Annotated in this window: 22 protein-coding genes; 10 read left to right on the top strand and 12 right to left on the bottom strand. The window is 70.9% G+C overall.

Translation table 11 applies throughout. From position 1 onward, the window contains the following. Positions 1 to 3 precede the first annotated feature (3 nt). Positions 4 to 1,377, top strand: coding sequence for a sensor histidine kinase (locus KFLA_RS04575; protein WP_012918591.1), 1,374 nt, complete (start codon positions 4 to 6; stop codon positions 1,375 to 1,377). Between the two features lie 164 nt (positions 1,378 to 1,541). On the opposite strand, the gene KFLA_RS04570 is transcribed toward KFLA_RS04575, so the two are convergent. After that, the gene (locus tag KFLA_RS04570) at positions 1,542 to 2,543 is read right to left on the bottom strand and encodes a TAXI family TRAP transporter solute-binding subunit (protein WP_012918590.1); all 1,002 of its coding nucleotides are present in this window, start codon (positions 2,541 to 2,543) and stop codon (positions 1,542 to 1,544) included. 179 nt (positions 2,544 to 2,722) lie between these two features. On the opposite strand from KFLA_RS04570, the gene KFLA_RS04565 reads away from it, so the two are divergent. Both KFLA_RS04565 and KFLA_RS04560 read left to right on the top strand, forming a co-directional pair. After that, the gene (locus tag KFLA_RS04565) at positions 2,723 to 5,743 is read left to right on the top strand and encodes an alpha-mannosidase (protein ID WP_012918589.1); all 3,021 of its coding nucleotides are present in this window, start codon (positions 2,723 to 2,725) and stop codon (positions 5,741 to 5,743) included. A gap of 225 nt (positions 5,744 to 5,968) precedes the next feature. Beyond that, the gene (locus KFLA_RS04560) at positions 5,969 to 7,300 is read left to right on the top strand and encodes a cytochrome P450 (RefSeq protein WP_012918588.1); all 1,332 of its coding nucleotides are present in this window, start codon (positions 5,969 to 5,971) and stop codon (positions 7,298 to 7,300) included. Here KFLA_RS04560 and KFLA_RS04555 read toward each other — a convergent pair whose 3' ends face one another. Then, complete coding sequence (locus KFLA_RS04555; protein ID WP_012918587.1) at positions 7,301 to 7,804, bottom strand: DUF5709 domain-containing protein; 504 nt, start codon at positions 7,802 to 7,804, stop codon at positions 7,301 to 7,303. A 98-nt stretch (positions 7,805 to 7,902) separates the two neighbouring features. Here KFLA_RS04555 and KFLA_RS04550 point away from each other — a divergent pair, with 98 nt between their 5' ends. Beyond that, positions 7,903 to 9,057, top strand: coding sequence for an FUSC family protein (locus KFLA_RS04550; RefSeq protein WP_063822766.1), 1,155 nt, complete (start codon positions 7,903 to 7,905; stop codon positions 9,055 to 9,057). Positions 9,058 to 9,476: 419 nt separating this feature from the next. On the opposite strand, the gene KFLA_RS04545 is transcribed toward KFLA_RS04550, so the two are convergent. Both KFLA_RS04545 and KFLA_RS04540 read right to left on the bottom strand, forming a co-directional pair. Then, positions 9,477 to 9,923: an OsmC family protein gene (locus KFLA_RS04545; protein ID WP_012918584.1), complete on the bottom strand. Its 447-nt coding sequence runs from the start codon at positions 9,921 to 9,923 to the stop codon at positions 9,477 to 9,479. A gap of 4 nt (positions 9,924 to 9,927) precedes the next feature. Next, positions 9,928 to 11,160: a phosphatidylinositol-specific phospholipase C1-like protein gene (locus tag KFLA_RS04540; RefSeq protein ID WP_012918583.1), complete on the bottom strand. Its 1,233-nt coding sequence runs from the start codon at positions 11,158 to 11,160 to the stop codon at positions 9,928 to 9,930. A gap of 144 nt (positions 11,161 to 11,304) precedes the next feature. Here KFLA_RS04540 and KFLA_RS04535 point away from each other — a divergent pair, with 144 nt between their 5' ends. Continuing rightward, positions 11,305 to 11,937 carry a TetR/AcrR family transcriptional regulator gene (locus tag KFLA_RS04535; RefSeq protein ID WP_012918582.1) on the top strand — a complete coding sequence of 211 codons (633 nt, stop codon included), beginning with the start codon at positions 11,305 to 11,307 and terminating at the stop codon, positions 11,935 to 11,937. 30 nt (positions 11,938 to 11,967) lie between these two features. Here the strand turns inward: KFLA_RS04535 and KFLA_RS04530 are convergent, their stop codons facing one another. Together KFLA_RS04530 and KFLA_RS04525 are read right to left on the bottom strand one after the other, a co-directional pair. Continuing rightward, on the bottom strand, positions 11,968 to 12,366 hold the full coding sequence (locus KFLA_RS04530) for a hypothetical protein (RefSeq protein ID WP_237706729.1): 399 nt from the start codon (positions 12,364 to 12,366) through the stop codon (positions 11,968 to 11,970). Between the two features lie 156 nt (positions 12,367 to 12,522). After that, positions 12,523 to 14,409, bottom strand: coding sequence for a DUF5107 domain-containing protein (locus KFLA_RS04525; protein WP_012918580.1), 1,887 nt, complete (start codon positions 14,407 to 14,409; stop codon positions 12,523 to 12,525). A gap of 88 nt (positions 14,410 to 14,497) precedes the next feature. Between KFLA_RS04525 and KFLA_RS04520 the strand changes: the two genes are divergently transcribed. After that, the gene (locus KFLA_RS04520) at positions 14,498 to 16,153 is read left to right on the top strand and encodes an FAD-binding dehydrogenase (protein ID WP_012918579.1); all 1,656 of its coding nucleotides are present in this window, start codon (positions 14,498 to 14,500) and stop codon (positions 16,151 to 16,153) included. A 192-nt stretch (positions 16,154 to 16,345) separates the two neighbouring features. Beyond that, positions 16,346 to 17,515, top strand: a complete 1,170-nt coding sequence (locus tag KFLA_RS04515) for a tannase/feruloyl esterase family alpha/beta hydrolase (protein ID WP_012918578.1) — start codon at positions 16,346 to 16,348, stop codon at positions 17,513 to 17,515. Here the strand turns inward: KFLA_RS04515 and KFLA_RS04510 are convergent. Then, positions 17,512 to 18,429, bottom strand: coding sequence for a serine protein kinase RIO (locus KFLA_RS04510; protein ID WP_012918577.1), 918 nt, complete (start codon positions 18,427 to 18,429; stop codon positions 17,512 to 17,514). The two genes, KFLA_RS04515 and KFLA_RS04510, sit on opposite strands and share 4 nt — an antisense overlap. A gap of 171 nt (positions 18,430 to 18,600) precedes the next feature. Then, positions 18,601 to 19,320 (bottom strand): NIPSNAP family protein, encoded by a 720-nt coding sequence (locus KFLA_RS04505; RefSeq protein WP_012918576.1) that lies wholly within the window; start codon positions 19,318 to 19,320, stop codon positions 18,601 to 18,603. Between the two features lie 165 nt (positions 19,321 to 19,485). Here KFLA_RS04505 and KFLA_RS04500 point away from each other — a divergent pair, with 165 nt between their 5' ends. Next, positions 19,486 to 19,980 (top strand): hypothetical protein, encoded by a 495-nt coding sequence (locus KFLA_RS04500; RefSeq protein ID WP_012918575.1) that lies wholly within the window; start codon positions 19,486 to 19,488, stop codon positions 19,978 to 19,980. A gap of 100 nt (positions 19,981 to 20,080) precedes the next feature. Here the strand turns inward: KFLA_RS04500 and KFLA_RS38220 are convergent, their stop codons facing one another. After that, positions 20,081 to 20,224: a GPGG-motif small membrane protein gene (locus KFLA_RS38220; RefSeq protein WP_012918574.1), complete on the bottom strand. Its 144-nt coding sequence runs from the start codon at positions 20,222 to 20,224 to the stop codon at positions 20,081 to 20,083. Between the two features lie 189 nt (positions 20,225 to 20,413). Here KFLA_RS38220 and KFLA_RS04495 point away from each other — a divergent pair, with 189 nt between their 5' ends. Next, positions 20,414 to 21,379 carry a TIGR03557 family F420-dependent LLM class oxidoreductase gene (locus tag KFLA_RS04495; protein ID WP_012918573.1) on the top strand — a complete coding sequence of 322 codons (966 nt, stop codon included), beginning with the start codon at positions 20,414 to 20,416 and terminating at the stop codon, positions 21,377 to 21,379. Between the two features lie 16 nt (positions 21,380 to 21,395). On the opposite strand, the gene KFLA_RS04490 is transcribed toward KFLA_RS04495, so the two are convergent. Further along, complete coding sequence (locus KFLA_RS04490; RefSeq protein WP_012918572.1) at positions 21,396 to 22,013, bottom strand: UdgX family uracil-DNA binding protein; 618 nt, start codon at positions 22,011 to 22,013, stop codon at positions 21,396 to 21,398. A 170-nt stretch (positions 22,014 to 22,183) separates the two neighbouring features. Here KFLA_RS04490 and KFLA_RS04485 point away from each other — a divergent pair, with 170 nt between their 5' ends. Further along, complete coding sequence (locus tag KFLA_RS04485; protein ID WP_049797522.1) at positions 22,184 to 22,981, top strand: sigma-70 family RNA polymerase sigma factor; 798 nt, start codon at positions 22,184 to 22,186, stop codon at positions 22,979 to 22,981. 49 nt (positions 22,982 to 23,030) lie between these two features. Here the strand turns inward: KFLA_RS04485 and KFLA_RS04480 are convergent, their stop codons facing one another. Both KFLA_RS04480 and KFLA_RS04475 read right to left on the bottom strand, forming a co-directional pair. After that, the gene (locus KFLA_RS04480) at positions 23,031 to 25,409 is read right to left on the bottom strand and encodes a phosphoketolase family protein (protein ID WP_012918570.1); all 2,379 of its coding nucleotides are present in this window, start codon (positions 25,407 to 25,409) and stop codon (positions 23,031 to 23,033) included. Between the two features lie 10 nt (positions 25,410 to 25,419). After that, positions 25,420 to 26,592, bottom strand: a complete 1,173-nt coding sequence (locus tag KFLA_RS04475) for a zinc-dependent alcohol dehydrogenase (protein WP_012918569.1) — start codon at positions 26,590 to 26,592, stop codon at positions 25,420 to 25,422. Between the last annotated feature and the right edge of the window lie 8 nt (positions 26,593 to 26,600).

Here is a 26,600-nt window from a genome sequence, read left to right as displayed (position 1 = left end):
CCGTTGCGCCGTCGTCTGCTGCAGTCACTCGTCCCGATGGTCGTCGTGCTGGCGATCATCGCCGCGGTGCCGCTGGCCAACTACATCGCCACCGGTCAGTCCCGCACGCTCTTCCTGTCCCGCAGCAACGACGCCGACTGGTTCGCCACGATGGCCGAGTCGCCACTGCAGTCCGGCGACATCGCGACCCTGCGCGAGCTCGCGGTCCGCTACCACGAGCTGTACGCGACGCCGGTGTTCGTGGTCGACGTCGACCGCCGGGTGATCGCCACCTCGCGGTCCGGGGTGGACGTGAAGGAGCCCGACCTCAAGGTCGCCCTGGACAGCACGCTGGCCGGGCGGCTGCCGGCCGAACCGGCCGCGTTGTGGCCCTGGCGGTCCGGCGAGATGGTCGTCGCCCGCCCGGTCGTGAACAACGGGCGGGTGCTCGGCGCCGCCGTTCTGCGGGTGCCGACCGAGAAGGCGCGCGACCAGGTCGAGCGCGGGCTTCTGCTGCTGCTCGGTGGACTGCTGATCTCGATCGGTGCCGTCGTGGTCGGCATCGTCCGGCCGGTCACCCGCTGGGTGCTGCGGCCGCTGAACGACCTCGACAACGCGACGCACCAGGTCACCCGGGGCGCGCTCGACACCCGGGTCTCCACCGACGGCCGCGCGCCCGAGCTGCGCCGGCTCGGCGACAGCTTCAACTCGATGGCGCTCAGCCTGCACCAGGCGCGGCAGCGGGAGCGGGAGTTCGTCGCCGACGCGTCGCACCAGCTGCGGACGCCGCTGACTTCGGCCCGGATCCACATCGAGGGGCTGTCCCGGCTGTCGCCGACGGCGCGGTTCGCGCTCAGCGACATCGACCGGCTGGGCCGGATCGTGCAGCGGCTCTCCCGGCTGGCCGGCTCGGACCGGCCCGGCGACATCGAGAGCAGCAACGAGGCGCCGCTGGACCTGGCGCAGGCGGTGAAGGAGCGCCTGGTCGGCTGGAAGGCGGTGTACGCCGCGGACGACCTGGAGCTGGTCATCGGCGAGATGGTGCCGGGTGGGGTGGCGCCGGAGCTCGAGGTCGACGACATCCTCGACGTCCTGCTCGACAACGCCAGCAAGTACGGCGCGCCGCCGGTCGAGGTGTCGGTCGTGCGCGACGGCACCGAGGTGGTGCTGTCGGTCCGCGACCACGGGCTCGGGCTGGGCTCGCGGGACCTGAAGAAGGTCGGCGAGCGGTTCTGGCGCAGCGCGCACCACCGCGAGATGCCGGGCACCGGGCTCGGGCTGGCCATCGTCCGCTCCGAAGCAGCCCGCGTCGGCGGCCGCGTCGTGGCCCGCCCGCCGGTCGGCGGCGGCCTGGTCATCGAAGTCCGCGTCCCCCTCATCGACGACTACGAGGACTGAGAGACAAGCACGCGCCCGGGCGCAGCTCGGCACAACGACCCGAGTGCCGAACGGGCAACGCGAGCAAGCTCGCGGGAGAGCGGGGCTGGTTATTTTCTGCGAGCTTGCTCGCGGGCCCGGCCAGGCACGTGGGGTGGGTGGCCTGCTGGCTGAGCCCGAGCGGATCAGATGTGGTTGTTCTTGTACCAGCGCTCGGCGGCGGGGTGCAGAGGGATGGGCATGGTGGCGATGGCGGAGCGGGCGTCGAGGGAGCCTGCTTCGGGGTGCACGGCCATCAGGTCGGTCTGCCGGCGGAACATCGTGTTCAGCGTCCACCACGCCCACGAGTCGGACAGCCCGCGGCGGGCCAGCAGGTAGTTGGGGACCGCGAGCGTCGGCACCGACGCGGAGAGCTGGTAGACCGACGGCGGGATCGACGACAGCACGTACCCACCGAAGCGCTTGCTCGCGATCGCCTGCGCGGTGCTGCCGATGTCGACCAGCCGGAACCCCGTGGTCGACTGCAGCCCCAGGATCGGCTTGGTCGGCAGACCGCCGCTCCAGATCAGCGCGTCGATGCCCGCTCTCGGATTGCGCACCTTGTCCTGCAGCGCCTGCACGGCCGTCTCCAGGTCGAAGAACCGCGGGATCACCTTGACTCCGGCGGTGTTCAGGATCCGCTGCGCCACCACCCGGGTGCCGGAGTTCTGCGGCCCGATGCTGACCACCTTGCCGTTGAGGTCCTCAAACCTCGTCACGTCGGACCCGGTCGGCACCACCACGTGCACGTAGTTGTCGTACGTCCGGGCCAGCGCGGTGAAGCGGGACCGCAGCGACCCGGTCGCGAACTGCGTGCCCGGCGTCCCCTCCCAGGCGTCCAGCGCGGAGTCGGACAGGCTGAAGCCGATGTCGGCGGTGCCGGCGGACAGCATGCGCAGGTTCGCCACCGAGCCCTCGGTCAGGATCGGCGTCATCGCCACCCCGGTCACCTCGCTGACCAGCTTGGCCAGACCGGCGCCGTAGATCGCGTAGACCCCGCCCTCGTTGCCGGTCGCGAACTTGGCCGGACCAGCCGGAGCCGGTTCGTCGGAGCGGCCGCGGGAGCAGCCCGGCAGGCTCAGGGACGCGGCGGCCGCGGCCCCCAGTCCCAGCGCGTGGCGACGGGTCAGCAGGCGGGGGCGATCCATGGGGACAACTTAGAGGGCGCCGGGAGCACGCGCCATGGCGGTCCCGTCACAGGCCTGTACGGCGTGCTGTCACCCGGGCGCGGACAGCTGGCGTCTGGACGCGCCCGGGTGATCTGTGACAGCGTTGTCAACACAGTCGGCCGGGATGGCCGCGAACCCTGTCAGCGGAGGATGATTTCGTGCACGACGACCGACAACTGATCGAGGAGCGGCTCAAGCGCGCCCTGCGGGAGCGGATCCGCCCCGCGGTCTACGGCGCCTCCGTCCCGCTGACCGTCGAGGTGTGGCACGCCCCGGGCGAGCCGGTGCCCGCCGCCGAGGCGATCGCCGCGCAGTACGAGCCGGCCGAGATCGGCCTGCCGTGGGGCCCGGCCTGGGGCACCGCGTGGTTCAAGTTCAGCGGCCAGGTGCCGGCCGAGTGGGCCGGCGCGGAGATCGAGGCCGTCATCGACCTCGGCTTCAGCGGTGGCCCGGGCTTCTCCGCGGAGGGCCTGGTGCACACCACCTCGGGCGTACCGCTGAAGGGCCTGCACCCGCGGCAGACCTACGCGCCGCTGTCCATCCTCGGCCCGGACGGTACGCCGGCCGCGCCCGGTGACGAGATCAGCTTCTTCGTCGAGGCCGCGGCCAACCCCGAGGTGCTCGGCTGGAACGCGTTCGCGCCGATCGACGACCTCGGCGACAAGCCGGAGCCGGGCGGCAAGCCGATCTACCAGCTCACCCGCGCCGACCTGGCGATCTTCAACGCCGAGGTGTGGAACCTCATCCTCGACCTCGAGGCACTGGACGGCCTGCAGAAGGAGCTGACCCCGCAGGAGCCGCGCCGCCGGGAGATTCTCCGCGCGCTGAGCCGGGCCCTGGACGTGCTGGACTACGAGGACGTTGCCGGCACCGCCGTCGAGGCCCGCGCCCAGCTCACCGACGTACTGAGCCGGCCGGCGCACGCCAGCGCCCACCAGCTGTCCGCGGTCGGGCATGCACACATCGACTCGGCCTGGCTCTGGCCGCTGCGCGAGACCCGCCGCAAGGTGGCCCGCACGGTGTCCAACGTCGCCACGCTGGCCGAGGAGTACCCGGAGCTCGTCTTCGCGTTCTCACAGGCCCAGCAGCACGCCTGGGTGAAGGACAACTACCCCGAGGTGTGGGAGCGGCTGAAGAAGGCGGTTGCCGACGGCACCATCGTGCCGGTGGGCGGCATGTGGGTCGAGTCCGACACCAACCTGCCCGGCGGCGAGGCGCTGGCCCGTCAGTTCGTGCACGGCAAGCGGTTCTTCCTGGACGAGTACGGCATCGACACCCAGGAGGTCTGGCTGCCGGACTCGTTCGGCTACACCGCCGCGCTGCCGCAGCTGGTCAAGCTGTCCGGCTCGAAGTGGTTCCTGACCCAGAAGATCTCCTGGAACAAGGAGAACCGCTTCCCGCACCACACCTTCCAGTGGGAGGGTCTCGACGGCACGCGGGTGTTCACCCACTTCCCGCCGATCGACACCTACAACTCCGACCTGTCCGGCCGGGAGCTCGCGCACGCCCAGCGCAACTTCGCCGAGAACGGCGCCGCGACCCGGTCGCTGGTCCCGTTCGGCTACGGCGACGGCGGTGGCGGCCCGACCCGCGAGTTCGTCGCGACCGCGCGCCGGGTGGCGAACCTGGAGTCCTCGCCGCGGGTGACGATCGAGTCGCCGACCGAGTTCTTCACCGCCGCCGAGGAGGAGTACCCGAACGCCCCGGTCTGGTCGGGCGAGCTCTACCTGGAGATCCACCGGGCGACGTACACCTCGCAGGCCAAGACCAAGCAGGGCAACCGGCGCAGCGAGCACCTGCTGCGGGAGGCCGAGCTGTGGTCCGCGGCGGCCGTGGTGGCGGGCAAGCTGGACAGCTACCCGTACGAGGACCTGGACCGGATCTGGAAGTCGGTGCTGCTGAACCAGTTCCACGACATCCTCCCGGGCAGCTCGATCGCCTGGGTGCACCGCGAGGCCGAGGCGACGTACGCCGCGCTGGCCGAGGAGCTGAACGCGATCATCGCCAAGGCCCAGCAGGCGCTGGCCGGCGAGGGCTCGGCGCAGATCGTCTTCAACGCCGCACCGCACGCCCGCGGCGGCGTCCCGGCCCTCGGCGCCGGCATCGCCACCGGCGAGGGCCAGGCGGCCACCGTCGACGGCAACGTGCTCGACAACGGCCTGATCCGGGTCACCGTCGACGACCGCGGCCTGATCATCTCCCTGTACGACGTGACCGCCGAGCGCGAGGTGATCGCCCCGGGCACCGCGGCCAACCTGCTGCAGCTGCACGTGGACACCCCGAACCAGTGGGACGCCTGGGACGTCGACTCGTTCTACAAGAACAACGTCCGCGACATCACCGAGGTGGACACCGTCGACTTCGGCACCGAGGACGGTGTGGCCACGGTGGTGGTCAAGCGGTCCTTCAACCGGTCCAGCATCGTGCAGACGCTGCGGGTCCGGCCGGGCACCAAGCGGGTCGACATCGAAACCTGCGTCGACTGGCACGAGTCGGAGAAGTTCCTCAAGGCGGCGTACCCGGTCGACGTGCACGCCGACCGGTCCGCCTCGGAGACCCAGTTCGGGCACATCTTCCGGCCGACCCACCAGAACACCTCGTGGGACGCGGCGAAGTTCGAGATCGCGGCGCACCGCTGGGTGCACGTCGCCGAGCACGGGTACGGCGTTGCCATGGTCAACGACTCGACGTACGGCCACGACATCAACCGGACCGCGCGCGAGGACGGCGGCACCACCACCACGATCCGCACCTCGCTGATCCGGGCGCCGCGGTTCCCCGACCCGCAGACCGACCAGGGCGTGCACACCGTGCACCACGCGCTGGTGGTCGGCGCCGGGATCCCGGAGGCGATCGAGGAGGGCTACCGGATCAACCTGCCGGAGCGCGTCGTCACCGGCGCCGAGGGCGTCGCGCCGCTGGTCGAGGTGAGCAACGGCAACGTGATCGTCGAGGCGGTCAAGCTGGCCGACGACCAGTCCGGCGACGTCGTCGTCCGGCTCTACGAGTCCAGCGGCGGCCGGTCCCGGGCGACCGTCCGGCCGGGCTTCGCGGCCGGTGCGGTGACCGAGGTCGACCTGCTCGAGCGGCACCTGGCCGACCGCGAGCTGGTCGACGGCGGTGTGTCCTTCGAGCTCCGCCCGTTCCAGATCCTCACCCTGCGCTTCACCCGCGCCTGACCCAGCACGCCGTCTCCCGCCGATCGCCGGGGCCGCACGGCCGTCCCACGGCTCTCGTGGGTTAACCCGTCAGATGCATGGTTGGCCTCCCAGATTCTGGGGGGCCAACCCTGCGTTCGGGGGGTTAACCCACGAGAGTTCGCTCGGCCGAGGTGTGCTGGGCCGCCCGGCGTTCACCGGGCTGTCGTAGCGTTGTCGGTCCAGAGCCCGATTTCGGGAGGTGGCATGGCCGAGCCGACGCCCTTGCTCGGTGCTCGCACGCTCGATCGGCAGACCGCGCGCACGCTGCCGCCGGGGCCGAAGTGGCCGACGCTGGTGCAGACCGTGCTCTTCGCCGGGCACCGCAAGACCTTCTTTCCCCGGATGCGCGCCCGGTACGGCGACGTCTTCACCATCCGGCTGGTCCCGTCGAGCCGCGTGGTGGTGGTGCTGAGCCGGCCCGAGGACATCCGGGACGTGTTCACCACGCCGCCGACGGTGATGCACGCCGGCGAGGGCAACCAGGTGCTCAAGCCGATCATGGGCGACCACTCGCTGCTGCTGATCGACGACGAGGACCACGCCCGGACGCGCCGCCAGCTGATGCCGGCCTTTCTCGGCAACGCACTGCGCGGGTACGCCGGCATGATCGCCGACCTGGCCCGCGCCGAGGTGGAGTCCTGGCCGGTCGGCCAACCGTTCCGGCTGCACGACCGGATGCGCGACCTCACCCTCGAGGTGATCCTGCAGGTGGTGTTCGGGGTGACCGACTCGGCCCGGCTGGCAGAACTGCGGCCGCTGGTCGACCGGATCGTCGCGGTCCGGCCGATCATCATGCTCGGCGGCTTCTACCCGCAGCTGCTGCGGTTGCCGCCGTGGCGCACCTACCTGGAGACCCAGCGCCGGGTCGACGAGATCCTGTACGACGAGATCGCCCGCCGCCGCGATGACGTTGCCGGCCGCAACGACGTGCTGAGCCGGCTGCTGGCCGCGGGCAGCTGGTCGGACGTGGAGCTGCGCGACCAGCTGGTCACCCTGCTCCTGGCCGGGCACGAAACGACCGCGACCGGGCTGGCCTGGGCGTTCCACGAGCTGGCCCGGCGCCCCGACGAGCTGGCCGCGGCACAACGGGCGGCTGACTCCGGCGACGACGAACGGCTGGAGGCGATCACCAAGGAGTCGCTGCGGCTGCACCCGGTGGTCTACCAGGTCGGTCGCCGGCTGACCGAGACCGTCGACCTGGCCGGCTACCGGTTGCCGCGCGGCACCACGATCATGGCCGCGCTGGGGCTGGTGCACGCCGACGGCGAGCACTACCCGGCGGCCGGCGAGTTCCGCCCGGACCGGTTCCTGTCCGAGGACCCGCCCGCGGCCGGGACCTGGATCCCGTTCGGCGGTGGTGCCCGTCGGTGCATCGGCGCCGGTTTCTCGCTGCTGGAGGCGACCGAGATCCTCCGCGCCACGCTCAGCCGGTACGACGTGCACCCGGTCCGCCCGGAGCCGGAAACAGCGCAGCCGCGGAACGTGACCCTGGTCCCGTCCCGCGGCTGCGAGGTCGTCGTCACCCCGCGGGGCTGATCAGTTCTCCGGGTCACCCACGTCGCCGAGGTCGACGTCGCGGACGTCCTGCAGGTCGGTCTCGTCCTCGTCGTCGAGCGTGAACGGCTCGTCGTCGTCCACCACGTGCACGGCGGCCTCCTCCGCGCTCGCCGCGGCGCCGTCGAAGCCGACGTCGGAGGCGATCAGGTCCTTCTCCTCGTCCTCGTGGGCGCCCTCGTCCGGTGCGACCAGCCGGCCGGAGCGCACGCCGCCGACCTCCGGGCCACCGACGTTCTCGCCTTCCTCGGCGTACGGGTCGACGTCGGGCTCCTCCTGGGACAGCCGCTGGTCCAGCGTCTCGCCCTGCAGCGCCTCGTCCGCGGTGGTGCCGAAGCCCTCGCCGGCCGACCACTTCTCGGGCGGCGAGTAGCCCTCGTCCAGCAGGTCGTCGACACCGCGGTCGTTGAGAGTGTCCTGCGGCTGCAACTGGTCCTCGTCGTCGACGCTGTAGCTGCCGTAGTCCTCACGGTTGTTCTCGGTCATGGCCCCACCCTGACTGGCCGCCCGGCCCGAAGCAAGCCGGCCGGCGACACCACCCGGGCCGCGGCGTCCCGGCGTACGGCAGAGGTGATGATGGGGTGGTGGACCCGGTCAGGCTGACGCTGGAGCAGTTGCGCGAGCTGCGCGACGACATCGCGCCGCAGGCTGCCCGCCGGTCCCGGGCCTCGGTGCGCCGCCGGGTGGACCGCTGGCGGGACCGGATCTTCTTCATCGTCCAGTGCGCGCTGGCGGCCGGGGTCGCCTGGGCGCTGGCCCGGTACGCCGTCGGCCACCCGCAGCCGTTCTTCGCGCCGGTCGCGGCGATGGTCTGTCTCGGGTTCAGCTTCGGCCAGCGGCTGCGCCGGGTGGCCGAGGTGATGGTCGGGGTGGCCGTCGGCGTCGGCGTCGGCGACCTGTTCGTCACGTTCTTCGGCACCGGCGTGGTCCAGATCGTCTTCGTGATCGCGCTGGCGATGAGCCTCGCGGTGCTGCTCGGCGCCGGCACCCTGATGACCACCCAGGCCGGCGTGCAGGCCGCGATCGTCACCACCCTGCTGCCCGACCCGGGCGCCGGGTTCAGCCGCTGGCTGGACGCCGCGCTCGGCGGCGTGGTCGCGCTGGCGGCCGCCACCATCGCCCCGGCCGCCGCGATCCGTCGCCCCCGGCAACAGGCCTCCGCGGTGCTGAACGAGCTGGCCGCGATCCTGGTGGAGACCGCCGACGGCCTGCGCACCGGCGACGAGGACGCCGTCACCGACGCGCTGCGCCGGGCCCGGGCCAGCGAGTCGCTGCTGGACGACCTGCGCAGCGCCGCCGACGAGGGGGTCGCGGTGGTCCGGCTGTCGCCGTTCCGGCGCCGGCACCGTGGCCGGGTCCAGGAGATCGCCGACCTGGTGGTGCCGCTGGACCGGGCGATCCGCAACATCCGGGTGCTGGTCCGTCGGTGCGCGGTCTCGGTCTGGCGGGACGAGAAGATGCCGGCCGAGTACCCGATGCTGCTGGAGCGCCTCGCGGACGGCACCCGGCTGATCGCGGAGTCGCTGTTCGAGCCGCACGCCGACGTCGCCGCCCACCGGGTGCTCGGCGAGCTGGGCCGCCGGACCGCGGTGATGCCGATCCCGGCCTCGCTGTCCGGGGTGGTGGTGCTCGGCCAGATCCGCTCCACCGTCGTCGACCTGCTCGAGCTGACCGGTACGACGTACGACGAGGCCCGGCAGCTGGTACCCCTGCGGCCGGACGGGCTGGACGAGAAGTAGCCGGCGGAAAGTGCTCCAGGTCACACCGAAAAGTTCTGCGAGATCTCCGTCATAGCCGGGCACCCGGTGCGTCTCACCAGCATGACGATCCACCGACTGATGGCCACCATCGCCACCGAGCAGGTCAGCTTGCGCGGCGAGGACGAGCCCACCCCCACCCCGGACGACCGGAGCGACGCCGCCGCAGAGCAGTAACGGCGCGTACCGGACGGACGGAGCCGGTGGCGCACCCGGACGGTCTTCCCCACCGAGGTAGACCGCACGGAGGTCGCACACCGCAGAGGCGCCCATGCGAGGCGCCGCCGGCTCCGTCGAGTGCCCCGCCACCGCGGGGCACGCGAGAACCACCCGCCGACTGTCCTGACGCCGCTTGCGCGAGGCTCAGGGCGGTCGGACGGGTGGTTTTCTGCTGTCCGGGGTCAGATCCCCGCGACGGTGACCTGCGTGGTCACCGAGTTCGCGATGAAGCACTGCTCGTGGGCGAGGTGGTGCATCTTCGCCAGCGTCTCCGCGTCCGGTCCGGAGCCGGCGAACGCGATCTTCGGGTGCAGCGTCACCTGGGTGATCGCCGGCTTGCCCTGCTCGTTCTTCGCCAGCAGCCCGACCGCGTGGTCGTCGTACGCGTCGACCACCAGCCGCTTCTTCGCCGCGATCGAGAGGAAGGTGAGCATGTGGCACGACGAGAGCGCCGCCACGAACGCCTCCTCGGGATCCACCGGCCCCGGGCTGCCCAGGTACGCCGGGTTGGCGGATGCCGGCACGGTCACGCCGCCGTCGAAGCGCCACTCGTGGTCGCGGCTGTAGGTCTGGTAGGTGAACTCGTGCTCACCACGGCTCCAGCTGACATCCACGACGTGCTCCGACATGACCTCACCTCTCCGAGACGTTGCCCCTGCACCAGGCCGGAGCGGACACCGGGTTGCAGCGTACTGCGGTGTCGCCCGGCAGCTTGGCGACGAAGTCGCGGTCGTACCGCGCGGCCATCCCGGCGACCGGGAAGTCGGTGGTCACCCACTGGGCGCCGCTGCCCAGCGCGATGCCGACCCGGCTGACCTCGTTCGTCAGCACGGTCGCCATCGGCTCGTCGGACCGGGTCCGGACCAGGTAGCCCTTGCGGACCAGCCGCTGGATCTCGGCCTGGTTGGCGCCGCGCGGGTCGTTCACCATCGTCACCGCGGCGTCCGGCTGGCCCTCCGGACCGCGGGTGAAGACCGCCCGGCCCTCGAGGTTCGGCCGCTCGGCCCGGTACAGGTCGCGGATCGCGCCCTCGCCGCCGTTGTCGAAGAAGAACATCACCTTGCCGCGGGCCCGGGCGAGCGTCGGCCAGCCCTTGGTCAGCACGGACTGCTCCAGGGTCAGGCCGGGCTTGCGCACGTCGTCCGGCGACAGCAGCTGGTCCTCGTCGAACACCGAACGGATCTCGGCGTCGACACCGGCCAGGTTCTCGGCGTTCCACGGCGGCGCCTGGACGCCGCCGGCGGCGACGATCCGGGGATCGGACTGCTTGAGCTCGAGCTGGATCGTGACCGGCGCGTGGTTCGGGTGCTGGTCCGACCAGGTCTTGACCTGCTGCAGGCACAGCACGAACGTCCGGCAGGTGGTGTTGTAGTCGAAGTCGGCGATGTGCATCACCTTGATCCCGGGCTGGGCCAGCGCCGGGTCGGTGAGCGGACCTTGACCGGTCAGTTTCCGGATCAGCGGGTAGGTGTAGAGGCCGCCGGCCGGGTCCGGAAACAGGTCGAGCTCCAGGGCACGGATGTTCTGGTCCTGCAACTGCTGCGGGATCGAGGCGTGCGAGTACCAGAGGTTGCCGGCGTTCGGGTCCTGCGCCTGCTGGGCCTGCTTCTCGACCGCGCTCAGCTCACGGTGGTAGGCGTTGTGGGCGCCGATGGTCTGAATCTGGTTCAGGCGCAGCGCGGAGCGGGTCTGCTGCCGCTTCGCCGAGGCGTCCGCGCCGGCCGCCTGGGACTGCGGCTGGGCCTGCGACGGCGCCGCCACGCCGTCGGTGCCGGCCGGGCGGGTGCCGACGGCCGCGCCGGCCAGTCCCGCGGCGGCGACCGCCGCGGACGCGAGGCCCGCGGTGAGTTTGCTGCTGATCCGCATGCTGGAGTTCCCCTCCGTCGATTCGGGCGGTGTCTGCCGCCCGATTCTGTCCCGCCGGAGGTCCGCAAAGCTGTCGGCAAGCTGTCATCGAACTGAACGCCGTGGGATGGCAACGTTGTCCCCGACCCGGGGCACAATGACCCCATGGTCTCCACTAGCGCTGGTGAGGATCCGGGCGCGTACCCGTTGCGGCGGATGCCGACCCAGGACCGGGCCAGCCGTCAGGTCGAACGCATTCTCGACGCGGCCTGCGCCGAGGTGGTCGAGCGCGGCTACGACGCCGCCTCCACGAGCACGATCGCCAAGCGCGCCGAGATCGCGGTCGGCAGCGTCTACCGGTACTTCCCGGACAAGCGCACGCTGATCCAGGCGATCGAGCGACGCAACCAGCACCGCTACACCGAGGCGGTCCGGGAGCGGCTGGCCGTGGTCGCCGACTGGCGCGAGGCGGTCGACGTCACCCTGGACACGTTCCGGGAGATGCACCGGACCGATCCCGGGTTCCGGGCCGTCGTGCTGAGCGGGCTCGGCGATCCGCAGCTGGAGGCGACGCCCGGCGAGTTCGACGACCAGCACGCCGGCGAGTTCGCCGAGCTGCTGACCCAGCGCTTCGGCGCCGCGGACAGCCACGAGTTCCGGCTCACGGTCACCCTGACCATCACCATGGGCGAGGCGCTGTCCCACCTGGCCGAGCGGCTGCCCGCGGAGGACGCGGAGATCGTGCTCGCGCAGGGCCGCCCGACCCTGCACCGGCTCCTGGAGCCCTACCTGCCCTGAGGTCCAGGCCTCGAGGCCTGGACGAAAGACCTACGGTTGCGGGACCGGCGACCGTCTCGGTCCCAGCTGGGGCCAGTGACTGACCCGGCCCTCGACCCGGCCCCGGCGCGGCGACCGGACGTCGTAGCTGACGATCACCCGGTCCTCGGCCGCGTACAGGGTGCGGCTTGCCATCGGCAGCCGGCGGGTCGCCACGAACGGACCCTCGCCGTGCCGCGTGTAGTACTCGACGACGACCTCGACGTATTCCGTCGGAGCGCCGTCCTCACCCTGGCCGCGAACGGGTCCGCGGACCTTGACCACCCGGCCGGCGGTCTTCTCCTCGCCGAGTCCGCGACGCCTGCGGGCGCCCGCGAACACCTCTGCCACGATGCATGCCGAGACCAGCAGCACCAAGCCGAAACAACCCAGAACAACGATTGTCATCATGGCACTCACCCCCGACGCGCCGCCCGCGGTAGCGCGGTCGCCGTTGTCGTCACTTCCTGCGGCGGCCCTCGCCGCACAACGGTGAGACGCCACCAGGAGAGTCCCGGTTCCAAGTCCTGACAAACTTGCGCTCGGTGATCGCGCAACTGCGACCAGTCAGTCGTCGCCGAACATGCCGAAGTCGTAGCGGGCCGGCACCGGACGGTTCGTTCCGAGCTGCTGCTGGGCCTGCCGCCAGTACTCCGCGAGCGGGTTCGCCCCTTCCCGTACGCCGGCCGGTTCGACCCCTTCGTCCAGCAACCGCTCGGCGCCCGCGGGATCGCCGGCCGCGAGCAGGTACCGCACTCGGACGAGGCTGATCCGCTGGTCGTCGGCCAGCTCGGCCGGAACTCGGTCGAGGATCGCGCCGGCCCGGACCACGTTCACCTCCAGCGCGGCCGTCACCGCCTCGACGAGCAACGGCACCAGGTCCGGGTGCAGTTCGGCCGCTCGCTCGTACGCCGTGAGGTCGCTCGTCGCCAAGGCCAGGTTCCGCAGCGCCCACGGGTTGTCGCCGGACTTCCGCCAGGCGTCGACAGCGCCGTCCTGGTCGCCCTCGACCCACCGAGCAACTCCACGGTGGTACCAGGTGAGCCAGTTGTCCTCGGCTGCTTCCAGCAAGTCCTTCCAGCCGATCAGCGTCCCATCGGGCGCCGAGTGATCGGCGGGCAGGCGGCCTTCCAGCAGGGGCAACCAGGCGCGCTCGCGCTCGGTCAGCGTCGACTCGGCGAACGGCGTACCGGCTGAGACGTTCCAGCCGGTACGGCGCAGTTCCAGCGCGCCCCAGCCTGATCCTGTCGCCAGCTGATCGACCGGCTCGGCGTCAGCGATCGCCAGCCAAGCCTGCTCGCGATTCTCCAGGTCACTGAGCCGGCCGGCCAGTACGCCGTCCACCGCGGACCGTGCCTCCGCCCAGTCTCCATGGACGACGGTCGGCTCCATCGACAGCCGGCCGTACGCCTCCAGCCAGGTCCAGTTAGTAGCTGCAGGCAACTTCAAGTGTTCCAGCTGGGTGCGGGCCAGACCTGCCTGGATCTCGCAGTACCCCGGGCCGTCGAGTCCTGGTGACAACCACTCCTGCCAGCGCCGGCCCCCGCGGCCTTCGCCCCAGACGAACAGCTTGCGGCCGCGCAGCCGGTCCGTCGACGCCTGCACAAGTCCGTTGCCTTCAGCATCGAGCGCCGCGATCCAGGGCCGCTGGCCGGGCAACGGCTCGAAGAAGAAGTCGACCGCCCGGCGGTGCCGCAGCGGATAGCTGAGGTCGATGCCCTCGTACTCCGGTACGCCGACCAGGTCGAGGTTGTTGCCGTAGCCGTAGCGCCACGTCTGGTCCGCCGGGACCAGCACCCGGGTCCCGGGTGTCTGTTCGACGGCGATGTTGGACCACCAGTACGCCGGGACCACGTCGGGCGACGGGTTCTGGATGCGGACACCGACGTACAGCAGGCCGGAGTCGGCCGGGAGCCAGAAGTCGAGCTGGACGACGAGGTTGCGGGTGCGCTCCCACTCCCAGAGGCGTAGTACCGGCGTACCGTCCGGGCCGTCGACGCGGGCTGCGTGCAACGGGGAGCAGGTGCCGGTCCAGTGGCCGGTGCTGCCGAGGTTCCACTCGACGCCGCCGGCGAACCAGGCGTTGCGCAGCGCGAGGTTGGCCGGCTGGATCACCGGGTTGCGGTAGAGCAGCTCCTGATCGTTGGCCTTGTGCACGAGCGAGTAGAGCCGGCCTCCGAGCCCCGGCAGCACGGTGGCGCGCAGGTGCTCGTTCTCCAGGACCAGGCACGGGATCGCCTGCTCCTGGAGGTTGCGGTCGTAGCCGTCCTGGTCGAGACAGGGCAGCACGCTGCGCAGACCGCCGTACCGGATGTTCTCGGCGAGGTCGGGCGGCAGGGAGTCGAGGTTCTCGACCCGGTGCAGGTCTCGGTCGCCGGCCAGCGGCGGCAGCGGGTTCTCCGGACCGAGGGAGGCGGCGGGTAGGTGCAGGGCCTGCGCGGAGAGGGTCGTCACCCGATTGATTCTTGCAAGAGTGCGCAGCTGCGGTCCATCGATCGCGTTGTCTGGTATCCATGGACGACCGATGTGAGGGGATGGGCCGATGGACGCAGATGTGATCGTCGTGGGAGCGGGGCTGGCCGGGTTGGCGGCGACCGCCGAGCTGGCCGACGCGGGCCGCAAGGTGCTGCTGCTCGACCAGGAGCCGGAGGCCTCGCTCGGCGGGCAGGCGCACTGGTCCTTCGGTGGCCTGCTGTTCGTCGACTCTCCCGAGCAGCGCCGGATGGGAATCAAGGACTCCCACGACCTGGCCCTGCAGGACTGGCTCGGCTCGGCCGGATTCGACCGGCTCGACGACGAGGACCGCTGGGCCCGGCAGTGGGCCGAGGCGTACGTCGACTTCGCGGCCGGGGAGAAGCGGCCCTGGCTGCACGCCCAGGGGGTTCGCTGGTTCCCGGTGGTCGGCTGGGCCGAGCGCGGCGGCTACAACGCCGACGGCCACGGCAACTCGGTGCCGCGGTTCCACATCACCTGGGGCACCGGGCCTGGTCTGGTGGCGCCGTTCGAGCGGCGCGTCCGTGAGGCGGCGGCGAAAGGGCTGGTGGAGTTCCGGTTCCGGCACCGGGTGGACGAGCTGACCGTCACCGGTGGCGTCGTCGACGGGGTCGCCGGGAAGGTGCTGGAGCCGAGCGAGTCGGCCCGCGCGGTGGCCAGCTCTCGGGTCGAGGTGCAGGACTTCGCGCTCACGGCACAGGCCGTGATCGTCACCTCCGGCGGCATCGGCGGCAACCACGACCTGGTCCGGTCCCAGTGGCCGGCCCGGATGGGGAAACCGCCGAAGAACCTGATCAGCGGCGTACCGGCGCACGTCGACGGCCGGATGCTGGCGATCACCGAGGCGGCCGGCGGCCGGTGCGTGAACCGCGACCGGATGTGGCACTACGTCGAAGGCATTCACAACTGGGACCCGATCTGGCCGCAGCACGGCATTCGGATCCTGCCCGGGCCGTCGTCGCTGTGGTTCGACGCCACCGGCAAGCGGCTGCCGGTGCCGCTGTTCCCCGGCTTCGACACCCTCGGCACGCTCGAGCACATCATGACCACCGGGCACGACTACAGCTGGTTCGTGCTGACCCAGAAGATCATCGAGAAGGAGTTCGCGCTCTCCGGCCAGGAGCAGAACCCGGACCTGACCGGCAAGGACATCCGCGGCGTGCTCGGCCGGGCCCGCGGCGGCGCGACCGTACCGGTCCGGGCCTTCATGGAGAAGGGCGCCGACTTCGTGGTCCGGGACAACCTGGCCGACCTGGTCCGCGGCATGAACGAGCTGACCGGCGAGAACCTGATCGACCTGGCCGACCTCGAACGCCAGATCGTCGCCCGCGACCGCGAGCTGGACAACACCTTCACCAAAGACCTGCAGATCACCGCACTGCGCGGGGCCCGCAACTACCGCGGCGACAAGCTCATCCGGGTCGCCACCCCGCACCGCATCCTCGACCCCAAGGCCGGGCCGCTGATCGCGGTGCGGCTGAACATCCTCACCCGCAAGTCCCTCGGCGGCCTGCAGACCGACCTCGACTCCCGCGTCCTGCGCACCGACGGCACTCCGCTGCCGGGCGTCTACGCGGCCGGCGAGGTGGCCGGCTTCGGTGGTGGTGGACTGCACGGGTACCGGTCTCTCGAGGGCACTTTCCTCGGGGGTTGTCTGTTCTCCGGGCGTACTGCGGGGCGGGCGGCCGCGAAGGCGATCGGCTAGTACTTCGCCCCCAAGCGGCCGCCTCCGCTCGCTACCGCTCGCGCGCATCGCCGGCGCTCGCACGCATCGCCGGGCTCCCGCCCACATGTGGCCGCGAACCACAGCCCAAGCCCGGGTTGTATCCCCCGACTCCCTGTCGGACCGCCCCACCCAGCCCTAACGTGACGCGCATCCGACCCCGGGAGGACCGTCATGCGCCGCCTCGCGCTCTCCGCCGCTGTAGTACTGCTGACCGCCGGACTCGCCGTACCCGCTGAAGCCGGGAGATGTGCGCGGCTCAAAGTCCCCGGCGCGGAGTACCAGCAGGTGGCTTGTCTCGCCGATCTCACGACCACGGGCACGGTCGCGTCAGGGCACACCAACCCGGCGGACTACGCAGGGCTCACCCACACCGGGCTTCCCTCCCCCGCCGGGGTCCCGGGCGTGCAGATCGACGGCTACTTCCCCGACAGCTCGACGACGAACACCAACCACGGGTGGAACCATGACGCGCAGTTCGTGATCAGGTTGCCCGAGCGGTGGAACGGCGGGCTGGTGATCGCCGGCTCGCCGGGGGTGCGGGCGCAGTACGCGAACGACAAAGCGATCTCGGACGACGTGCTGGCGAAGGGGTTCGCCTACGCGGCGACGGACAAGGGCAACACGGGTGCCGAGTTCTACCGCGACGGGGTGCGGCCGGGCGACGCGATCGTCGAGTGGAACCGGCGGACGACGCAGCTGGCCCGGGCGGCTCGGGCGGTGGTCGCGCAGCGGTACGGGCGGGCGCCGCGGGAGGTGGTCGCCGCGGGAATCTCCAACGGTGGCTACCTGGTCCGCTGGCAGCTGGAGAACCACCCGGAGCTCTACACCCGTGGAGTCGACCTGGAAGGCACGCTGTGGACGGCGGACGGGCCGAACCTGTTCACCTTCCTGCCGCCGGCGATCAGGGGCTACGAGCAACAAAAGCCGGAGTTGATCACCGCCGCCGGGTTCGACCCGCGATCGCGCTTCCTCTGGGACTTCCACTACACCGTGTACTGGAAGCTGACCCAGCGGATCTACGCGGCCGAGCTCGACCCGACGTACGTGGGCAGCGAGGCGGACTACGACTACGCGGACCGTCCGCAGGCTCGGCAGGCCGTCCGCCGGATCGCGCTGACCGGCCGGATCGGCCGGCCACTGGTCACCATCCACGGCACGTACGACAGCCTGCTGCCGATCACCCAGGACTCCGACGTGTACGCCGCGATGGTGCGCCGCGCGGGTCGGTCGGCCTTGTTCCGGTACCAGCGGGTCGAGGCAGGCAACCACGTCGACGGTCTCGTCGACGCCTACCCCGACCAGCTGGTCCCGCTGGTTCCCCTGCTGCGCAAGGCGATCTAGAACACCATCGTCAACAGGTCGGCGAACAGCTCCTGCTCGTCGACCTCCAGACCACGGTTGCTGAACCAGGTCGCCATGTTGCGGCAGTCCCGGAGCAGGAAGTCCATGCCCAAGGGATTGCCGACGATGTCGATCACCTGCGGCAGGTCGATCATCACGATCCGGTCGTGCTGGGCCAGCACGTTGTACGGCGACAGGTCGCCGTGCGCGAGCCCGGCCCGGGCCAGTTCGCGCATGCCCTCGCGCAACTGCTCGAAGTAGAGCTCGAGCAGCGCCTTCGGCGGCCGGACCTGAGCGAGCCGGGGTGCGGCCCCGCCGTCGCCGTCGTCGATGAACTCCATCAGCAGTTCGGTGCCGTCGACCTGGACCGGGTACGGCACCGGCACGCCGGCTTTCCACAGCCGGCACAGCGCGTCCCACTCGGCGTAGGCCCACTGCCCGGCCGCGACGCTGCGGCCGTGCGCCGACTTCTTCGCCATCGCGCGACTGTCGCGGCTGTTGCGCGTCCGCCGGCCCTCGACGTACGCCGTACTGCGGTGGAACGTGCGGTGCTCCTCGCTGCGGTACCGCTTGGCGGCCAGCAACGACGAGCGGGCCGGGTTGTCGCCGATCGCGTCGACGGCCCGCTCCAGCAGGAAGACGTCGGCTTCCTTACCGGTCTTGAGAATGCCGAGCTCGGTGTCGATCGCGGCCTGCTCGGTCACCACCCAGTCGGGGCGTGGCTCCGGGCCACGGGCGCCGCGCTCGACGTCCAGCCAGGTGGACCAGCGCTGATCGGGGCCGAGCCGCTCGTCGACCTCGGCGAACTGGAAGACGAAAGCGTCGTCGACGCCGGGGGCGGACCGCTGCTCGGGCAGGTCGGTCCAGTGGAGATCAGAAAGTTCTGGGTCCGAACGGAAGACGTCGGAAGACATCAGGTGTGCTCCTGGAGAGTGAGGTGAGACTGATGCGGGCATGCCGCAGCACAGTGATGGCCATGCGTCAGCCCTCCTCAGGTCCAGGCAGCGCTTGTCGCTGCACGAGCACTGTCAGGATGGCGGCCGGTTTGCCGCCGCGCAATTGATTTATCCGGCCGGCCGCCGGAGTCAGCGGAACTGGGAGCGAGCGGTCGGCCGCAGCCGCAGTTCCTGCGCCGGCTTGCGGCAGCGCCGGTCCAGTTCCTCGGCGACCGCCGTCCAGGCCGCGGACTCCGCCAACCGCTGACGGTGCTGCTCGTACGCCGGGTCGTCGGCGAAGGTCGCGAACCAGACGAGCACCGTCTCGTCCCGCAACGGCAGGGCCGGGAAGTTGTTCTCGGCCGGCAGGGTCTCGAAGACCGCGCTGAGTGCGATGCCCGACGCGATCAGTACCGGCGCGACCTGGTCGGTGAAGAACTGCACGAACCCGTCGTCCGCCGAGTTCCGGTGGTAGACCGTGCCGACGACGACCGAGGCCGGAACCTCCGTCGCTCCGATCGGCGGCCGAGGTGTGTCGAGGGCCGGGAAGCCGGCACCGAGCAGGACCGGCCGCAGCAGCAGAGCGTCGTCGGAGTCCTTCATCGTCGCGTTCGCCTCGGCCGACCGGGCCTTCCAGATCGGGCCGTAGTAGAAGCCGTTCAGCGCCTCGGCGCGCGCCTCCAGACTGCGGAAACCGCGCAGCCAGACGAACCGGTCCGGGTCGTCCAGGTCGCGGAACTGGCCGCACACGTGCATGCCGTAGCCCTCCTGCCCCTCGACGAAGGCCTCGTCGAACACGGCGATCAGGTCGTCACGCCGGCCGGGGTACAAGGTGTACTGCCGCAGGTCCAGCACCGCACAACACTCCATCGGATCTCCTCGCTCGACAACGGGCCGAGGCACAGTCAACCCGCTAAACCTGCCAACCGCTGTCAGCGATCGGCAACCGGCTGCAGCCCTTGTCTGGGCCTTGACTGGGGCGGCGGGTGATGGGTACCGGTCGTGGGACCAGCCCAGTCGACGCAGGAGAGGCTGATGATCGACCAGGCCCGCCTCGGGAGCTATCTGCAGGACCACTACGCCGCGTCCGCGGCCGGGATCGAACTGTTCCGGCGAGCGGCCGACCAGCAGAGCGATCCGAGCACGCGGTCCGCGTTGTCCGTGATGGCGGAGAAGGTGGAGACCGAGCAGGCCACGCTGGGTCACTACCTCGCCGCGATCGGCACGAAGCCCGACCCGGTGAAGAACGCCGGCGCCTGGATGGCGGAGAAGCTCGGCCGGTTCAAGCCGAACGGTGAGCTGATCCGCCGGTCGCCGCTGAGCGACGTCCTGGAGCTGGAAGCGCTGCGGGTCGCCGTCGAGGCGAAGGCGGCGAGCTGGCGGGTGCTGCGGTCGCTGTCCGGCGAGGTGGACCGCTTCGACGCCGGGGAGCTGGACGGCCTGCTGGCCGATGCGGACCAGCAGCTCAAGGAGCTCGAGGAGCTGCGGATGCAGGCAGCGGCCCGGGTGTTCCGGCAACAGTCCGGTTGACCCGTGCGGAGGGTTTTCCGTTGTCCAGCAGGGATGTCGCCCCGGAAGGGGCCGAGGGCCACAGCCCGGAGGCTGCGGCCCTCGATCCTGCGTTCGCAGGTCAGGTGAAGATGCTCACGCCGCCCGGACCGACCAGCAGGCCGACGACGATCAGTGCGGCACCCATCAGGAGCTGGCCGCGGACAAGCGAGACGATTCCAGAGATGACGAGGATCGCCGCGATGATCCAGAGCACTAGGCCCATGGTCGTTCCTTTCTCGACGGCCGGGCGGGCTGCCCGGCGGCTGTACCCCGTGCTTCGGTCGGGCGGATTCCCGCCTGCAGATCTGGTGCCCGACCCGCTGACGGCGCAAACGGTGCGCGCATGCCCGGGCCCGGCCCGGGCACCGGGCGCACACACCCTGTAACGCAGTCCGAGTGGAGGAGAGACGACGTGAAGATCGGCTATTTCCTGTCCAGCGAGGAGTACACGCCGGCCCAGCTGATCGAGCAGGCGCGACTGGCCGAGGAGTCCGGTTTCGACGGGCTCTGGATCAGCGACCACTTCCACCCGTGGAACGACGAGCAGGGACAGAGCGCGTTCGTCTGGTCGGCGATCGGCGCGATCTCGCAGGTCTGCGAGCTGCCGGTGACCACCGCAGTGACCTGCCCGACGGTGCGGATCCACCCGGTCGTGGTCGCCCAGGCCGCCGCCACCAGCGCCGTTCTGCTGAACGGCCGCTTCACGCTCGGCATCGGCAGCGGCGAGGCACTCAACGAGCACATCCTCGGTGACGTCTGGCCGACCGTCGACGTCCGGCTGGAGATGCTGGAGGAAGCGGTCGAGATTATGCGCCGGCTGTGGACCGAGGACGGCTTCGTCTCGCACCGGGGCAAGCACTACACCGTGGACACGGCGCGGATCTACACCAAGCCCGATACCCCGCTACCGATCTACATGTCCGGCTTCGGTCCGCAGGCGACCGACGTCGCGGCCCGGATCGCCGACGGCTACATCACCACCTCGCCCGACCAGGAGATGCTCGAGCGTTTCCGGACCAACGGTGGCGGCGACAAGCCGGCCCAGGTGGGCTTCAAGGTCAGCTACGCGCCGACCGAGGAGGAGGGCGTCGAGCAGGCGCACCGGATCTGGGCGAACGCCGGTCTGCCGGGCGAGCTGGCCCAGGTGCTGCCCTCGCCCCGGCACTTCGAGCAGGCCAGCCAGCTGGTGACCAAGGAGTCGACCGCGCAGTCGCTGACCTGCGGCAGCAAGGCCGAGGCACACGTCGAGGCGTTCAAGCCGTACGTCGAGGCCGGCTTCGACGAGATCTACGTGGCCAACATGGGCCCGCACACCGTCGACATGATGAAGCTGTACCGCGACGAGGTGCTGCCGGAACTGCGGCGCTCGGGCCGGTAGCCGGACCGGCGCGCGGTCAGCCCAGCATCGCGGCGGCCGCGCGCAGGTCGGTGACGAACAGCTCGAAGTCCCGGCGGTACTCGCGGGACCGGACGACCGAGGACGGGTGCACGGTCGCGGTCGCCGCCGTACCGTCGGGCAGCGCGATCGGCTCGCCGCGGTGCTGGGTGACCTTGAACGTCGTGCCCAGCAGCGACCGCGCGGCGACCGAGCCGAGCACCACCACCAGCTCCGGCTTCACGACCGCGAGCTCCGAGCGCAACCAGGGGGCGCAGGCAACGATGTGTCCGACGGCCGGCGTCTTGTGGATCCGGCGCTTGCCCCGCTGCTCGAACCGGAAGTGCTTGACCGCGTTGGTGACGTAGACGGTGTCGCGCTCGATGCCCGCCTCGGCCAGCGCCTTGTCCAGCAGCCGGCCGGCCGGTCCGACGAAGACCTGGCCCTCCTTGTCCTCGACGTCGCCGGGCTGCTCCCCGACCAGCATCATCCGGGCCCGGGCCGGGCCGTCGCCGGGCACCACCTGCTCCGCGTTCTCCCACAGGTCGCAACCTCGGCAGGACGGCAGCGCGGCGCGCACCGCCCGCAGACCGCCGCGTTCGGGCACCCAGGGTTCTGCTCCGGTGAAGTCGTTCACGCCGGACCGGTTCCCGTTCCCGAACCGGCGACACGTGCGCGCCGCGGAGGTTTCAAACAGCTGTAACACCTGTGGGGTTGCGTGGACGGAACAGGTTTGGTCTGGTGGAGAGCAAGTGGTTCAGCCGTGACGCCACCCCTCCGCAGGACGACACGACGAGGTCTCTCACCGTGACGATCGCACCTGTACCGGCCGACACCAAGCAGCGCATCGCAGACGCCACCCAGGACCTGCTCGACCAGGCCGCCGTTCCGGGACTGCCAGAGGCCCGGCGCCAGGAGCTGCTCGACCAGGTCATCCTGCTGAACAGCCCGATCGCCCGTTCGATCGCCTCCCGCTACCGCAGCAAGGGCGTCGACTCCGACGACCTCGAGCAGGTCGCGTACCTCGGCCTGGTCAAGGCCGCCAACGGCTACCGGCCGAGCGAGTCGACCGCCTTCCTCGCGTACGCCGTACCGACCATCCGTGGCGAGCTCAAGCGGTACTTCCGGGACTGCGCGTGGACGGTGCGGCCGCCGCGCCGGGTCCAGGAGATGCAGGGCAGCATCGCGGCCGCCGAGCCGGAGCTGACCCAGAAGCTGGGCCACCTGCCGACCGACCGGGAGACGGCCGAAGCGCTCGGCACGGAGCCCGGCGAGATCGCCGAGGCCACCGCGGTCCGGGCCTGCTTCAGCACGCTGTCCCTGGACGCGCCCGGATCGGGCGAAGGCGGGGCGTCCCTGATGGACACCGTCGCCGACGCCGAGGACGGCTACGACCTGGTCGAGAACGTGCACACGCTGACTCCGGCCGTCGCGGACCTGGACGATCGCGACCGCCGGATCCTCCAGCTGCGCTTCTGCCACGGTTACACCCAGGAGGAGATCGGCCAGGAGCTCGGCGTCAGTCAAATGCAGGTCTCCCGCCTGCTGCGCGGCATCCTGGACCGCCTGCGCGAGGAACTCACCGCACCGCAACGCGCGGACTGACCGTCAGCTCGGCACCGACCGTCGTCGGGCCCTTCGCGTGGACTGAGCCTCAGCGGGGGCGGCCCCAGCGCCAGTCGCGCACCTCGGGCAGGTCCTCGCCGTACGTGGTGGTATGAGCGCGGTGCCGGACACGCTGGTCGGAGAAGTGCTGCCGGACCGAGGCCGCGCGGCTGCCCAGCGACGGCACCCGGTCGATCACGTCCATCGCCAGGTGGTAGCGGTCGAGGTTGTTCAGCACCACCATGTCGAACGGCGTGGTGGTGGTGCCCTCCTCGATGTACCCGCGCACGTGCAGGTTGGCGTGCCCGCGCCGCCGGTAGGTCAGCCGGTGAATCAGCCACGGGTAGCCGTGGTACGCGAAGATCACCGGCTTGTCGGTGGTGAACAGCGCGTCGAACTCCGGATCGGTCAGCCCGTGCGGGTGCTCGGTCGCGTCCTGCAGGCGCATCAGGTCGACCACGTTCACCACCCGGACCTTCAGCTGCGGCAGGTGCTCGCGCAGCAGATCGACCGCGGCCATCGTCTCCAGTGTCGGCACGTCGCCGGCGCAGGCCATCACCACGTCGGGCTCGCCGTCGTCGTTGCTGGCGAAGTCCCAGACGCCGATCCCGCGGGCGCAGTGCAGCGCGGCCGACTCCCAGTCCAGCCAGTTCGGCTGCGGCTGCTTGCCGGCGACAACGACGTTGATGTAGTTCCGGGTCCGCAGGCAGTGGTCCATCGTGGACAGCAGCGTGTTGGCGTCCGGCGGCAGGTAGACCCGGACCACCTCGGCCTTCTTGTTCACCACGTGGTCGATGAAGCCGGGATCCTGGTGCGAGAAGCCGTTGTGGTCCTGCCGCCACACGTGCGAGGTGAGCAGGTAGTTGAGCGACGGGACCGGCCGGCGCCAGTCGAGCCGGTTGATCGACTTCAGCCACTTCGCGTGCTGGTTCACCATCGAGTCGACGATGTGCACGAACGCCTCGTACGACGAGAACAGCCCGTGCCGCCCGGTCAGCAGGTACCCCTCCAACCAGCCTTGACAGGTGTGCTCGCTGAGCATCTCCAGCACGCGGCCGTCGATCGCCAGGTTCCGGTCGGTGTCCCGCCGCTCCGCCACCCAGGCCTTGCCGGTCACCTCGTACACCGCGTTCAGCCGGTTCGACTCGGTCTCGTCCGGGCCGAACAGCCGCAGGTTGCGGTGCGGTTCGTTGAGCACGAACGCGTCCCGCAGGTACTGCCCGAACACCTTGGTCGGTTCCCCGTCCTCGGCCCCCGGCGCCTTCACCGGTACGGCGTGGTCGGCGGGGTCGGGCAGTTCCAGGTCCCGAGTGAGGACGCCGCCGTTGGCGTGCGGGCTGGAACCCATCCGCAGCGACGGGGGCGGGGCCAGCTCCAGCAGCCGTTCCACCGGCCGGCCGTCGGCGTCGAACAGCTCTTCCGGCCGGTAGCTGCGCAGCCAGTCCTCCAGCTGGCGCAGGTGGTCGTCGTTCGACCGGACGCCGGACAGCGGGACCTGGTGGGACCGCCAGGTGTCCTCGACCGGCTCGCCGTCCACCGTGTGCGGACCGGTCCAGCCCTTCGGCGTCTTGAGCACGATCATCGGCCAGGCCGACCGGCCCGGCGGTGTCTCGGCGGTCCGCGCCTCCAGCTGGATCTCGTCGATCCGGTCCAGGCAGCGGTCCAGCGTCGCGGCCAGCGCCTGATGCACGGTCGCCGGGTCGGAGCCCTCGACCAGGTACGGCTCGTGGCCGAGGCCGCGCAGCAACGCGGTGAGCTCCTCGTCGCCGATCCGGGCCAGCACCGCCGGGTTGGCGATCTTGTAGCCGTTGAGGTGCAGGATCGGCAGCACCGCGCCGTCGCGACGCGGATCGACGAACTTGTTGCAGTGCCACGACGTCGCCAGCGGGCCGGTCTCGGCCTCGCCGTCACCGATCACGCAGGCGACCACCAGGTCGGGGTTGTCCGCCGCCGCGCCGTAGGCGTGGCTGAGCGAGTAGCCGAGCTCGCCGCCCTCGTTGATCGAACCCGGCACCTCGGGAGCGACGTGGCTGGGAATGCCACCGGGGAAGGAGAACTGCTTGAACAGCCGCGCCATGCCCGGCTCGTCCTGGGTGGTGTTCGGGTACGTCGCGGTCCAGCTGCCCTCGAGCCAGGTGTTGGCGACGATCGCCGGACCGCCGTGGCCCGGCCCGATCACGTACATCAGGTCGCGCTCACGCTGCCGGATCACCCGGTTGAGGTGGGCGTAGATCAGGTTGAGCCCCGGCGTCGTGCCCCAGTGCCCGAGCAGCCGCGGCTTGATGTGGTCGGGCCCCAGCGGCTCCTTCAGCAGCGGGTTGGCGAGCAGGTAGATCTGTCCCACGGACAGGTAGTTCGCGGCTCGCCAGTACGCGTCGAGACCCTGCAACTCCTCGTCGCTCAACGGGGTGGCGTCGATCTGCTGCACGGGTGGCCTCCTACGGCTTCAGCAGAATCTTGACGGCGCCGTCCTGCTTCTTCTGGAACATCTCGTACGCCGCGGGGCCCTCGCTCAGCGGCAGGTGGTGGGTGGCGAAGCCTTCGACCCGCAGCACGTCGGTGTCGTCCAGCAGCGGGAGGATCTTGTCCACCCAGCGGCGCACGTTGGCCTGGCCCATCCGGAGCTGGATCTGCTTGTCGAAGATCGTCAGCATCGGCAGCGGGTCCGCCATCCCGCCGTACACGCCGGACAGCGAGATCGTGCCGCCCCGGCGGACCAGGTCGACGGCCAGGTAGAGCGCGGCCAGCCGGTCGACGCCGGCGGTCTCGATGAACTTCTGCGCCAGCGCGTCCGGCAGCAAGCCCGCCAGCTGCTGCCCGACCTTCGCCTTCGGCGAGCCGTGCGCCTCCATGCCGACCGCGTCGATCACCGAGTCCGGGCCCCGGCCGTCGGTCAGGTTGCGGACCGCGTCGGCCACGTCGTCGGAGTACTCCAGCGTCTCCACGCCGTGCAGGCGAGCGCGTTCCAGCCGCTCCGGCACCAGGTCGATGCCGATCACCCGGTAGCCGCGGTGGATGCCGATCCGGGCGGCCATGTCGCCGATCGGACCGAGCCCGATGACGACCAGCGAGCCACCGTCCGGCACCCCGGCGTACTCGACCGCCTGCCAGGCCGTCGGCAGAACGTCGGACAGGTAGACGAACCGGTCGTCGGACGGACCGTCCGGCACCTTGATTGGCCCGTACTGCGCCTGCGGGACGCGCAGGTACTCGGCCTGACCGCCCGGGACCTGGCCGTAGAGCTTGGTGTAGCCGAAGAGCGCGGCGCCCATGCCCTGCTCGCGGACCTGGGTGGTCTCGCACTGCGTCTGCAGGTCCTGGTCGCACATGAAGCAGTGCCCGCAGGCGATCTGGAAGGGCACCACCACCCGGTCGCCGGGCTTCAGGTTCGTGACCGCGGATCCGACCTCCGCGACCACGCCCATCGCCTCGTGCCCCAGGATGTCGCCGGCGTCGAGGTACGGCGCCAGCACCTCGTACAGGTGCAGGTCCGACCCGCAGATCCCGGTCGAGGTGACCTTGACGATCGCGTCCGTCGGCTGCTCGATCCGCGGGTCCGGCACGTCGCCGTACTCGATCTTGCGCTTGCCCTGCCAGGTCAGTGCCTTCACGTGCGCTC

The sequence above is a fragment of the Kribbella flavida DSM 17836 genome, assembly GCF_000024345.1.
GTDB classification, from domain to species: Bacteria; Actinomycetota; Actinomycetes; order Propionibacteriales; family Kribbellaceae; genus Kribbella; species Kribbella flavida.
Note: the sequence above shows the minus strand (reverse complement) of the source record. Positions and strands in the feature narration are given on the sequence as shown.